Origin of the sequence: Cobetia sp. 10Alg 146, assembly GCF_029846385.1 — a bacterium.
GTDB classification, from domain to species: domain Bacteria; phylum Pseudomonadota; class Gammaproteobacteria; order Pseudomonadales; family Halomonadaceae; genus Cobetia; species Cobetia marina.
On record NZ_JARWKT010000001.1, the window covers coordinates 1 to 12,742 of the forward strand.

6 protein-coding genes are annotated in these 12,742 nt (G+C 62.7%); all 6 read right to left on the bottom strand.

The features are described from left to right. A partial coding sequence (locus QD172_RS00005; RefSeq protein WP_279854506.1) for an Ig-like domain-containing protein occupies window positions 1–7,854 on the bottom strand: 7,854 nt, incomplete at its 3' end. Between the two features lie 487 nt (window positions 7,855–8,341). Then, entirely contained in the window at window positions 8,342–9,136 is a 795-nt protein-coding gene (locus QD172_RS00010; RefSeq protein ID WP_084208731.1) for a carbonic anhydrase family protein, read from the bottom strand. A 192-nt stretch (window positions 9,137–9,328) separates the two neighbouring features. After that, the gene (gene glp / locus QD172_RS00015) at window positions 9,329–10,648 is read right to left on the bottom strand and encodes a gephyrin-like molybdotransferase Glp (protein ID WP_279854508.1); all 1,320 of its coding nucleotides are present in this window, start codon (window positions 10,646–10,648) and stop codon (window positions 9,329–9,331) included. Further along, entirely contained in the window at window positions 10,638–11,168 is a 531-nt protein-coding gene (gene moaB / locus QD172_RS00020; protein ID WP_136937849.1) for a molybdenum cofactor biosynthesis protein B, read from the bottom strand. The genes glp and moaB overlap by 11 nt, the downstream gene beginning before the upstream one ends. 2 nt (window positions 11,169–11,170) lie before the next feature. Further along, window positions 11,171–11,515 (bottom strand): DUF1244 domain-containing protein, encoded by a 345-nt coding sequence (locus tag QD172_RS00025; RefSeq protein ID WP_077376629.1) that lies wholly within the window; start codon window positions 11,513–11,515, stop codon window positions 11,171–11,173. 222 nt (window positions 11,516–11,737) lie between these two features. After that, window positions 11,738–12,742, bottom strand: a complete 1,005-nt coding sequence (locus QD172_RS00030; protein WP_240499745.1) for a formate dehydrogenase subunit gamma — start codon at window positions 12,740–12,742, stop codon at window positions 11,738–11,740.

Sequence of the window (12,742 nt, forward strand, 5' to 3'; positions counted from 1 at the left end):
CCAAGTGGCATCGGTCTCGAGACCACTGACGGTGACCTCACCATTGCTGGTGATGTCGTCGTCCGCGACGTTGGTGTCGGCGGTGAGCGCAAGGCTCGGTGCCGCGATGGTGGCATCGACGGTGACGGCGCCCAGATTCACGGCGTCGCTGACGTTGCCGGCGACATCGGTCTGACGGATCTGCACCGTGCCATCGGCATAGCTGCCTTCGGCGAGAGTGAATGTAGCCCCCGTGCCATCGACCCAGGTCGTGCCACCGTTGGTGGTGTACTCCCAGGTAGCGTCGGCTTCCAGATCGCTGACGGTGACTTCCCCGTTGCTGGTGATGCCATCGTCCGCGACGTTGGTGTCGGCGGTGAGCGCAAGGCTCGGTGCATCCGGTGCGGTGGTGTCGACGGTGAGCGTGAAGTCGGCAGACGGTGCACTTTCGTTGCCCGCGGCATCGGTCGCGGTGACGCTGAAGACGTGATCACCATCGGCGAAGTCAGTCTCCGGCGTGAAGCTCCACGTGCCGTTGCTATCGGCGGTGAACGTGCCGATCACTTCGCCATTATGCGTGACGGTGACGGTGCTACCGATCTCGGCGCTGCCAGTCAGAGTCGGGGTCGCGTCATTGGTGCTGTCGCCGGAGGCGAGGGTGCCGGTCACGGCTTCCACATCATCCGTGGCGGAGGCGATGGTCGGCGTGCTCGGCGCTGTGACGTCAGCATCTTCCGGCACATCGAGTGCCTCGGACACTGTGCTTTCATTGCCGGCCGCATCGGTTGCCGTGGCTGTCAGAGTGCTGCCAGCTTCTTGCTCCGGTGAAAGCTCAACGGAGAAGTTGCCTTCTGAATCGACGATCGCGGTGCCCACCACATCATCGTTGGCATTCGTGACTTCCACCGTGGTGCCCGCTTCACCGGTACCGGCGACGGTGGTGCCATCGGTTTCAGTCAGGACCGGTGCATCCGGCGCGGTGGTGTCGACGGTCAAGATGAAGTCAGCAGATGGTGCACTTTCGTTGCCCGCGGCATCGGTGGCAGTGACGCTGAAGACATGCTCGCCATCGGCGAAGTCAGTCGCCGGTGTGAAGCTCCACGTGCCGTTACTGTCGGCGGTGGTGGTGCCGATCTCTTCACCATTGTGGGTGAGGGTCACGGTGCTGCCGGCTTCGGCGCTGCCGGTCAGGGTCGGGGTCGCATCATTGGTGCTGTCGCCCGAGGCGAGGGCGCCTGTGACGGCTTCCACGTCATCGGTGGCAGATGCGATGGTCGGCGTGTTCGGGGCGGTGACGTCGGCATCTTCCGGCACGGTCAATGCGGCAGAGGCTGCGCTTTCATTGCCTGCAGCATCAGTGACGGTAGCCGTCAGCTCGGTGCCAGCATCCTGCTTCGGCGACAGCGTGATGCTGAAGGTGCCGTCATCGGCAACGGTGCCGGTGCCAAGCACAACGCCATCGACATCGGTGATCTCGACGGTCCCCCCGGCCTCGGCGCTGCCATTGACGGTGCTGCCGTTGGCGGTCTCGCCATCGGTCTCGGACAGAATCGGCGCATCCGGCGCAGTGGTATCAACCGTCAGCGTGAACTCGCCAGACGGCGCGCTCACGTTGCCGGCTTCATCAGTCGCGGTGACGCTGAAGACGTGCTCGCCATCGGCGAATTCAGTGCCTGGTGTGAAGCTCCAGCTGCCATTGGTATCTGCCGTGACAGTCGCGATTTCCTCACCGTTGTGGGTGAGGGTCACGGTGCTGCCGGCTTCGGCGCTGCCGGTCAGGGTCGGGGTCGCATCATTGGTGCTGTCGCCATCGGCGAGGGTGCCTGTGACGGCTTCCACATCATCGATGGCGGAGGCGATGGTCGGCGTGCTCGGCGCTGTGACGTCAGCATCTTCCGGCACCACCAGGGTGTCGGAGACAGAGCTTTCGTTACCCGCGGCGTCAGTGACGGTGGCGGTCAGCTCGGTGCCGGCTTCCTGCTTCGGCGACAGCGTGATGCTGAAGGTGCCGTCATCGGCAACAGTGCCGGTGCCAAGCACAACGCCATCGACATCGGTGATCTCGACGGTCCCCCCGGCCTCGGCGCTGCCATTGACGGTGCTGCCGTTGGCGGTCTCGCCATCGGTCTCAGACAGAATCGGGGCATCCGGCGCGGTAGTATCAACTGTCAACGTGAACTCGCCAGACGGCGCGCTCACGTTGCCTGCGGCATCGGTCGCGGTGACGCTGAAGACGTGATCACCATCGGCGAAGTCAGTCTCCGGCGTGAAGCTCCACGTGCCGTTGCTATCGGCGGTGGACGTGCCGATCACTTCGCCATTATGCGTGACGGTGACGGTGCTACCGATCTCGGCGCTGCCAGTCAGAGTCGGGGTCGCGTCATTGGTGCTGTCGCCATTGGCGAGGGAGCCGGTCACGGCTTCCACATTATCCGTGGCAGATGCGATGGTCGGCGCATTCGGTGCGGTGACGTCGGCATCTTCCGGCACCACCAAGGTGTCGGAGCCAGCACTTTCGTTGCCTGCGGCATCGGTGACGGTGGCGCTAAGTTCGGTGCCAGCATCCTGCTCGGGAGACAGCGCGACCGAGAAGTTGCCATCGGTGTCGACCTCAGCAGAGCCCAGGACGTCGCCAGCAGTATTGGTGATCTCGATCGTGGTGCCGGCCTCGCCGGTGCCCGCGACGGTGGTGCCATCGGTCTCAGCTAGCACTGGTGCATTTGGCGCGACGGTGTCGACGGTGAGCGTGAAGTCGGCAGACGGTGCACTTTCGTTGCCCGCGGCATCGGTCGCAGTGACGCTGAAGACATGCTCGCCATCGGTGAAGCCAGTCGCCGGTGTGAAGCTCCACGTGCCGTTACTGTCGGCGGTGGTGGTGCCGATCTCTTCACCGTTATGGGTGAGAGTGACGGTGCTGCCGGCTTCGGCGCTGCCGGTCAGGGACGGGGTGGCGTCGTTGGTGCTGTCGCCATCGGTGAGGGTGCCTGTGACGGCCGCCACATCATCCGTGGCGGAGGCGATGGTCGGCGCATTCGGCGCGGTGACGTCGGCATCTTCCGGGACCACCAGTGTGTCGGAAGCCGGGCTCTCATTGCCTGCAGCATCGGTGACGGTAGCCGTCAGCTCGGTGCCGGCATCCTGCTCGGGAGATAGCGCGACCGAGAAGTTGCCATCGGTGTCGACCTCAGCAGAGGCCAGGACGTCGCCAGCAGCATTGGTGATCTCGACCGTGGTACCGGCTTCACCGGTCCCGGCGACGGTGGTGCCATCGGTCTCGGCCAGAACGGGCGCATCCGGCGCGGTGGTGTCGACGGTGAGCGTGAAGTCGGCAGACGGTGCACTTTCGTTGCCCGCGGCATCGGTGGCGGTGACGCTGAAGACGTGCTCGCCATCGGTGAAGCCAGTCGCCGGCGTGAAGCTCCAGGTGCCATTGGCATCGGCGGTGACTGTCGCGATTTCCTCACCATTGTGGGTAATCGTGACGGTGCTACCGGCTTCGGCGCTGCCGGTCAGCGTCGGAGTCGCATCATTGGTGCTGTCGCCATCGGCGAGGGAGCCGGTGTCGGCTGGCACATCATCTGTGGCGGAGGTGATGGTCGGCGTGCTCGGCGCTGTGACGTCAGCATCTTCCGGCACATCGAGTGCCTCGGACGTTGCGCTTTCATTGCCAGCTGCATCTGTTGCCGTGGCTGTCAGAGTGCTGCCAGCTTCTTGCTCCGGTGAAAGCTCAACGGAGAAGTTGCCTTCTGAATCGACGATCGCGGTGCCCACCACATCATCGTTGGAATTCGTGACTTCCACCGTGGTGCCCGCTTCACCGGTCCCGGCGACGGTGGTGCCATCGGTCTCAGCCAGCACTGGTGCATTTGGCGCGACGGTGTCGACGGTGAGCGTGAAGTCGGCAGACGGTGCACTTTCGTTGCCCGCGGCATCGGTGGCAGTGACGCTGAAGACATGCTCGCCATCGGCGAAGTCAGTCGCCGGCGTGAAGCTCCAGGTGCCGTTGCTGTCGGCGGTAGCGGTGCCGATCTCTTCACCGTTGTGGGTGAGGGTGACGGTGCTGCCAATCTCGGCACTACCGTTCAGGGTCGGGGTGGCGTCATTGGTGCTGTCGCCATTGGCGAGGGAGCCGGTCACGGCTTCCACATTATCCGTGGCGGAGGCGATGGTCGGCGCATTCGGCGCGGTGACGTCGGCATCTGCCGGCACGACCAGGGTGTCGGAGACAGCACTTTCGTTGCCTGCGGCATCGGTGACGGTGGCGCTAAGTTCGGTGCCAGCATCCTGCTCGGGAGACAGCGCGACCGAGAAGTTGCCATCGGTGTCGACCTCAGCAGAGCCCAGGACGTCGCCAGCAGCATTGGTGATCTCGACCGTGGTGCCCGCTTCACCGGTCCCGGCGACGGTGGTGCCATCGGTCTCAGCCAGCACTGGTGCATTTGGCGCGACGGTGTCGACGGTGAGCGTGAAGTCGGCAGACGGTGCACTTTCGTTGCCCGCGGCATCGGTGGCAGTAACGCTGAAGACATGCTCGCCATCGGCGAAGTCAGTCGCCGGCGTGAAGCTCCAGGTGCCGTTGCTGTCGGCGATGGTGGTGCCGATCTCTTCACCGTTATGGGTGAGAGTGATGGTGCTGCCGGCTTCGGCGCTGCCGGTCAGCGTCGGAGTCGCGTCATTTGTGCTGTCGCCCGAGGCGAGGGTGCTGGTGCCATCAGGCACGTCGTCGATCGCGGAGGCGATGGTCGGCGTGTTCGGGGCGGTGACGTCGGCATCTTCCGGCACCACCAGGGTGTCGGAGACAGCACTTTCGTTGCCTGCGGCATCGGTGACGGTAGCCGTCAGCTCAGTGCCGGCCTCCTGCTTCGGAGACAGCGTGATGCTGAAGGTGCCGTCATCCGCGACGGTGCCAGAGCCCAGCAGATCGCCATCACCGTTGGTGATATCGACCGTCCCGCCGGCTTCGGCGCTGCCATTGACCGTACTGCCATTGGCGGTTTCGCCATCGGTCTCGGCCAGCACTGGTGCATCTGGCGCGACGGTGTCGACGGTGAGCGTGAAGTCGGCAGACGGTGCACTTTCGTTGCCTGCAGCATCAGTGGCAGTGACGCTGAAGACATGCTCGCCATCGGCGAAATCGGTCTCGGGCGTGAAGCTCCAGGTGCCGTTGCTGTCGGCGGTGGTGGTGCCGATCTCTTCACCGTTGTGGGTGATCGTGATGGTGCTGCCGGCTTCGGCGCTGCCGGTCAGCGTCGGAGTCGCGTCATTGGTGCTGTCGCCCGAGGCGAGGGTGCTGGTGCCATCAGGCACGTCGTCGATCGCGGAGGCGATGGTCGGCGTGTTCGGGGCGGTGACGTCGGCATCTTCCGGCACGGTCAATGCGGCAGAGGCTGCGCTTTCATTGCCTGCAGCATCGGTGACGGTGGCCGTCAGCTCGGTACCGGCTTCTTGCTTCGGAGACAGCGTGACGCTGAAGGTGCCGTCATCGGCAACAGTGCCGGTGCCAAGCAGATCGCCATCACCGTTGGTGATCTCGATCGTGGTGCCGGCTTCGCCGGTGCCCGCGACGGTGGTGCCATCGGTCTCGGCCAGCACTGGTGCATCCGGCGCGGTGGTGTCGACGGTGAGTGTGAACTCGCCAGACGTTGGGCTTTCGTTGCCTACGGCATCGGTCGCAGTGACGCTGAAGACGTGCTCGCCATCGGCGAAGCCAGTCGCGGGTGTGAAGCTCCAGGTGCCATTGGCATCGGCGGTGGTGGTGCCGATCTCTTCACCATTGTGGGTGAGGGTCACGGTGCTGCCGGCTTCGGCGCTGCCGGTCAGGGTCGGGGTCGCATCATTGGTGCTGTCGCCCGAGGCGAGGGCGCCTGTGACGGCTTCCACGTCATCGGTGGCAGATGCGATGGTCGGCGTGTTCGGGGCGGTGACGTCGGCATCTTCCGGCACCACCAGTGTGTCGGAGACAGCACTTTCATTGCCAGCAGCATCGGTGACAGTGGCGGTCAGCTCAGCGCCGGCTTCCTGCTTTGGAGACAGTGTGATGCTGAAGGTGCCGTCATCCGCGACGGTGCCAGAGCCCAGCAGATCGCCATCACCGTTGGAGATCTCGACGGTCCCGCCGGCTTCAGCGCTGCCGTTGACCGTGCTGCCATTGGCGGTCTCGCCATCGGTTTCAGTCAGGACCGGTGCATCTGGCGCGACGGTGTCGACGGTGAGCGTGAAGTCGGCAGATGGTGCACTTTCGTTGCCTGCAGCATCAGTGGCAGTGACGCTGAAGACATGCTCGCCATCGGCGAAATCGGTCTCGGGCGTGAAGCTCCAGGTGCCGTTGCTGTCGGCGGTGGTGGTGCCGATCTCTTCACCGTTGTGGGTGATCGTGATGGTGCTGCCGGCTTCGGCGCTGCCGGTCAGCGTCGGAGTCGCGTCATTGGTGCTGTCGCCATTGGCGAGGGTGCCTGTGACAGCCGCCACATCATCAGTGGCGGAGGCGATGGTCGGCGTGTTCGGCGCGGTGGCATCGATACCGGTATCCACGACGGTCGGTGCTGAATCACTGCTGATATTGCCCGCGGCATCAGTGGCGGTCGCCGTCAGCGTCTCGCCATCTTCCTGTGCCGGATCCAGGACAATGCTGAAGGAGCCGTCATCCTCGGCAATGCCGCTACCGACGTCCTGACCATCGCTGTTGGTGATGACGACATCGCTGCCAGCCTCGGCCGTGCCGGAGACAGTGGTGCCATCGGACTCGATCAGCGTCGGTGCACCCGGTGCAGTGGTATCGACGGTCAGCGTGAACTCGCTAGACGCCGCACTTTCGTTGCCCGCGGCATCGGTGGCGGTGACGCTGAAGGTCTGATCGCCCTTGGTCAGCGCGGTCGTCGGGGTGTAGGTCCAGCTGCCATTGGTATCTGCCGTGACAGTAGCGATCACTTCACCGTTGTGGGTGATCGTGACGGTGCTGCCGGCTTCGGCGCTGCCGGTCAGGGTTGGCGTCGCATCATTGGTGCTGTCGCCATCGGCGAGGGTGCCGGTTACGGCTTCCACGTCGTCGGTGGCAGAGGCGATGGTCGGCGTGTTCGGTGCGGTGACGTCGGCATCTTCCGGCACCAGCAGGGTGTCGGAGACAGCACTTTCGTTGCCAGCGGCATCGGTAGCAGTGGCGCTCAGTTCGGTGCCTGGCTCCTGCAGCGGATCCAGCTCAACGACAAAGTTGCCATCGGCATCAGCCGTCGCGGTGCCCACGATCTCACCGGATGCATTGATGACTTCGATAGTGGCACCGGGCTCGCTGATGCCGCTGAGGACCATGCCATTGGTGTCGCTCAGAAGAGGAGCATCGGGCGCTGTCGTGTCCGCATCAGAGGAAGCGCTATCGCCAGAAGTGGCTGCGGCAACCCCAACGCCGGCGGCTACTGCAACACCGCCTGCCACCAGTCCGGCAGTACTGATGCCGGCGCCAGCCCCTGCGCCGGTGGCTGCTTCCGCCCCGGCGCCGACAGAGCTTGCTCCCGCAGCCGCTGTGGCGAGGGCAGACTCTGCCGTGGTCAATGTCGCAGTGCTCGTGAAGGGGACTGCGCCACTGGCACCGGCCTCGCCAAGGCCGACCTGGAATATTTCTCCAGCGAATTCATCACCCTGAAGATACAGATGACTGAGTTCGCTGGGGTCGGCGTAGAAACTCTCGATCGTGACCAGATCCCCGTTCTCGAGAGTGACAAGCAGGTTGTCCCCCTGGCGGGTCATCATTTCTACGTCACGTGGATGGAGATCCAGGCTGACATCCGAGGCTTCATTGAGGGTGATGTTATCGACTTCACGCAGGATAGCTTCCTGACTTTCGAGTTGACCGTGCGGAGCGACCTTGGCATTGACTGGCATATTGTTGTCCTCAATGGCACTTCTTGTGTGCTTTTACGACTTTCTATTAATTATCAATGATTAACACAGTATTATGTGTGGGTTCATTTTTCTAGCACTGTCGCATGAATGATATGCGTTTATATATCGTTTGATTTGTTTTTCTTGTGTTTCTCGATTTCTTGTTCAACACGTCGAATGCTGTCTACGCCACTGATACCTAGGTAGCATGGCGGTATGGAGTGTGTTTTCAAGAACGCTGCAAGGACGTATCTGGATCATTCCCTGGGTATGATTGTTCTGGTTTCGTATCGATGCGTACATGGAATGGCGCTAACTGATTAATATCGTGGCGAAAAATCGCATTACTTTAAGATATCCTTATAAGTAGGCGCTCGCTGGTCAGTAATGTCCGTTGCTTAAACGTTTGAAATATGTTTCTGAGCACACGAAAAAAAACGCCACCCTGTCGGGTGGCGTTTTCATGGTTTGAGAGGAAATCGTGTCGTCAGCGTTGGAGAGGGCGAGAATTCTCCCCTCCTTGCCACTCCAGGTAGGCATCGATCTGTGACCGAGAGGCTTCGATCGGTGATTTCATCACAAACCAGGTGACGGGTTCAGAACATGGCGGAGTGGTCAGCGAGCCGGAGTATTGCCAGCCAGCATGCTCGCGTGGCAGCAGCAGGTTGGCCGACAGTCCGCTTGTCAGAGTCTCGGAGAGTCCTCGCTGTGGAAGACGGCTCAACAGACGGCTGAGCGCCAGATTGTCATGTCCTTCCTCGACCAACACGGCCAGCACTGCCAACTTGCCTTCTGGAGTGGTGTGCACCAGATGGATTTCCATGGCAGCGCGCTTGCCATCGATCGCGTGTTCCGAGGGCACATGCAGATGCACCTGTGACAGAGTGTAGGGGGTGCCATCCAGTGTCATCGTGTTTCCGCTGGCCCCTTCGATCTGCAAGGTGTGCCCCGTGTCCCGAGTGACGAGCAGCGGCGAGTGGTAGTCGAGCTTCGGCCCTGTTTCCTCCAGAGGGCGTGACTGACTGTCGATGTCGATCGGTGATTGCCGGGCACCACTGGCGCATTCCGCGTAGCCGGGGGTGAGGTCTCCCCAGTGTTCCGGTCCATTGGCGCTGTCGCCCGACTCACTCGAGTAGCTCCATTCGGTGACGGATGTTCCCGGGGCTGGTGCCGTTTCATTGTCATTGGCCAAGGCCGGGAGGGATGACGAAGCGGTGGCAAGCAGCACAGCCATGGTGAGTGGGCGCAACAACGCACGAGGCGACGAGGAATTGGCTGGCATTGAGATGTCCTTGCTCAAGAGTCCGGAACATTCCAGCGTTCTGGCCTGCGGTTGGCAGGCCAGAACGCTGACGAATAAAAGCAGTCAGTGTGCCGGACTCAGAGGGAAGGTCAAGATGACGCTGGAGGGTCACTCGGTTGTCGCATTCCAGCGTCAGAGGAGGTGGGGGTGCCGGTCAGTAGCGGAAATCACTCAACTCTCCAGCCATAGACACTCCACACTGTCGCCGGGGCTTATCTGTGCGTGGGGAGGGATCACGGCCAATGCCTCAGCGCCGACGCATGAGGAGAGCACGGCTGAGTTCTGGTCCGGGAAGGCGTGAGCCTCAAGCTGGCCATCATCGGCTGGAGTCAGCGTGACACGCAGATGGTCCTGACGGATGGCGGTGTTGGCCGAGAAGGCGGAGCGTACCCGGAGGCTTCTCAGGGTCCGCAGTGCGTCACAGTCGAGCATCTCGCCCAGTATGGGGCGAAGAAACAGCCAGCCACCGACCCAGCTCGACACCGGGTTGCCAGGTAGCCCCACCACACGCACCGAGTCGCCTTGCGTGTTGAGGATGCGCCCCAGCGCCAGTGGCTTGCCCGGTTTGATGGCCAGGCGCCAGAGATCCAGGCTGCCGAGCGCCTCGATGGCAGGGCGGACGTGATCTTCCTCTCCGACGCTGACCCCGCCACAGGTGACGATCAAGTCGGCCTGTTCTGCCGCTGTCGCGAGAGCATCGCGAGTGGCCTCGAAGGTATCGGCCACATTGAGTGGCGCAAGCACCACGTCAGCCCCGAAGTCGCTGAGCATCTGGCTGAGCATCACGCGATTGGAGTTGTAAATCTGCCCCGGTTCGAGGGGCTGTCCCGGTTCGATCAGCTCATCGCCAGTTGCAAACAGAGCCACTCGTACCTTGCGCCGCACCGAGACCCTGCTCAATCCTTGACCACAGAGCAGGCCCAGCATCGCGGCATCCAGGCGAGTGCCAGCGGCGATCAGCCGAGTGCCACGAGTGACGTCGCGTCCCTGTCGGCGGATATTGTCGCCGGGAATCCGTGGGCCGGGCAGCCAGGCTTCCGTGGTGCCATCTTCGTTCTCACGCAGTGTCACTTCTTCCTGCATGACCACAACGTCGGCGCCTTCGGGGATTTCCGCCCCGGTGAACAGCCGTGCACAACTTGCCGAGGCGAGTGGCGAGGTGGGCTGGCCTGCCGCGATGCGCTGGCTGATTGGCAGCCAGGCGCCATCACCGATATCCGCCACTCTTGCACAGTAGCCATCCATCTGTGAGTTGTCGGCAGGAGGAACGTCCAGTTCGGCGTAGACGTCTTCAGCGAGGGCACGCCCCGCGGCCTTGCTGACAGAGACTTGCTCTACCGGCATTACCGGACAGCATTCGCGCAGTGCGGACAAGGCACTGGAAAGAGGGGCCAGGCCCTTGGCGCCAACCGGCACGCTATCGCAGCCGCAGGCGGTCGTTGCCTGACCCGTCCGGGATGCCTCTTGTGCAAAAGAGGAGTCAGTGGGCATGGGTTCCGCGCTCCGGGATCACCAGATTGGCGAAGTTGCAGGGACGGTGACGGCTGTCGAGCTGCTCCTTGAGGATGCCGTTCCAGGCTGTCCTGCAGGCCCCGGTAGAGCCGGGCAGGCAGAACACCACGGTACGATTGGCCAGGCCGCCCAGACAGCGGCTCTGGATCGTGGAGCTGCCGACTTCCTGATGGGAAAGCTGACGGAACAGCTCGCCGAAGCCCTGGATTTCCTTGTCGAGCAGCACGCGGATGGCTTCCGGTGTGGAATCACGTCCGGTGAAGCCTGTGCCGCCGGTGGTCAGGATGACCTGCACGGCCGGGTCCGCGATCCACTCGCTGACCACGGCGCGCAACTGATAGATGTCATCGGGGACGATACGTTTTTCATGCAGGGTATGGCCGGCTGCCGTCAGGCTCTCGACCAGGGCGTCACCGGAGCGATCAGTGTCCTCGGTGCGCGTGTCGGAGACGGTCAATACCGCGATGGTGAGGCCGATCTGTTCGTCATTGCCGCTCATGATCAGTCCTTCTTGCCTTGTTGACGAGCCTCGAGCGCTGCGAGTTGCTCAGGGGTCGCCTTGGCCTGGTGATGTGTCTTCCACTCGGAATAGGGCATGCCGTAGACGTGCTCGCGCGCCGCGTCATAATCGAAGCTCACGCCGCGTTCCTCGCCGGCGGCCATCAGCCACTTGGACAGGCAGTTGCGGCAGAAGTCGGCGAGGATCATCAGATCGATGTTCTGGACATCCTTGTTGTCATCCAGGTGCTTGAGCAGACGGCGGAAAGCGGCCGCTTCCAGCTCGGTGCGGGTCTGCTCGTCCAGCTGGTTCAGGTCCTGGACGGTCTGGGGGGTCGGGTCGCTCATGGAAATCTCCTGAGAAGGCGCGGCATGGCGCAGGCCTTCATGGTAGAGGGGGCCTGGTGAGACCAGGCCAGATACCTGAAACTTTACGCAACTAATGCAGGGCTGTGAACCGGTGCGAGAGGCCGGGCGACGGGCAGGGAGAGGCGATATCAATGCAAAACGCCCGGCAGGCGAACCTGACCGGGCGAATCATCACTCATCCAGCGGATGTCTGGCCTCGGACTAATTCGGGCGTTGCTGACGCGCCAGGCTGTCGTCAGGTGCCGTGGCGGGGTCTGATGCCGGGTCCGCCGCCTCGGCCTGCTTGACCTCGTCATACCACAGATTGTGGTGTTGCTTGGCCCAGGTTTCATCGACGTAGCCGGTCTTCATGCCCTCGAAGGCACCTTCCGTGCCGGCGGTACCGATGTAGATGTGGCCGAAGGACACCGCGATCAGCATCAATGAGGCAACGCCGTGGAAGACATTGGCCCACTGCATGTTGTCACGGGTCTGACCGAATATCGGGAAGTCGAGCACCAGGCCGCTGGCAATCACCACCAGGCCGACCGTTGCCAGAATCCAGTACCAGGCCTTTTCCCCGCCATTGGCGAAGCCGGCATCCGGGTGCTTGCCCTTCATCATGCCGCCGCCCTGGCGGAACCATTCAAGGTCATGCTTCTTGGGTAGGTTGAGCTTCAGCCACTTGGCCAGCACCAGAATCAGCATGATCGAGAACAGCGGCCCTACATAGTTGTGGATCACCTTGGTCGCCATGATCATGTTGGCCCAGAACACATCCCCGAAGACATTGCGGAACACGAACTTGCCCCACAACAGATTGATGCCGGTGATGGCCAACGTGAGGAACAGTGTGGCCAGTGTCCAGTGCATGGCACGTTCCAGTGCCGTCCAGCGCAGCATCAACTTGCCTGAGCGGGGGTGGTCCAGATCGTTGCGCCCCACCAGCAGATAGAAGATCGCCAGCACGGCCAGCATACCGCCCAGAGCGATCAGGCCACCCGGTGAGATCCAGCGGTTGCGGATCTGGCGCCAGGTCTCGCCGCTCTGGTTGATCAGGCTGTAGTTGGAGTCATGGCGACTGTCGATGGAATTTTCCCCATCTTTCACCTGACGCCAGGTGTCGGCATTCACCGTACCGACCGCCTGACCGATCTCGCCGTCCGGATTCGCGGCCAGCGCCTGAGGGGCCAGCCAGAGGCTGGCCAGCATCAGACACAGGAACAT

Excerpts from the sequence above, each read along its gene's own strand:
- QD172_RS00030 (WP_240499745.1), bottom strand. The coding sequence starts at position 12,742 with ATGTTCCTGTGTCTGATGCTGGCCAGCCTCTGGCTGGCCCCTCAGGCG.
- QD172_RS00025 (WP_077376629.1), bottom strand. The coding sequence starts at position 11,515 with ATGAGCGACCCGACCCCCCAGACCGTCCAGGACCTGAACCAGCTGGAC.
- moaB (WP_136937849.1), bottom strand. The coding sequence starts at position 11,168 with ATGAGCGGCAATGACGAACAGATCGGCCTCACCATCGCGGTATTGACC.
- glp (WP_279854508.1), bottom strand. The coding sequence starts at position 10,648 with ATGCCCACTGACTCCTCTTTTGCACAAGAGGCATCCCGGACGGGTCAG.
- QD172_RS00010 (WP_084208731.1), bottom strand. The coding sequence starts at position 9,136 with ATGCCAGCCAATTCCTCGTCGCCTCGTGCGTTGTTGCGCCCACTCACC.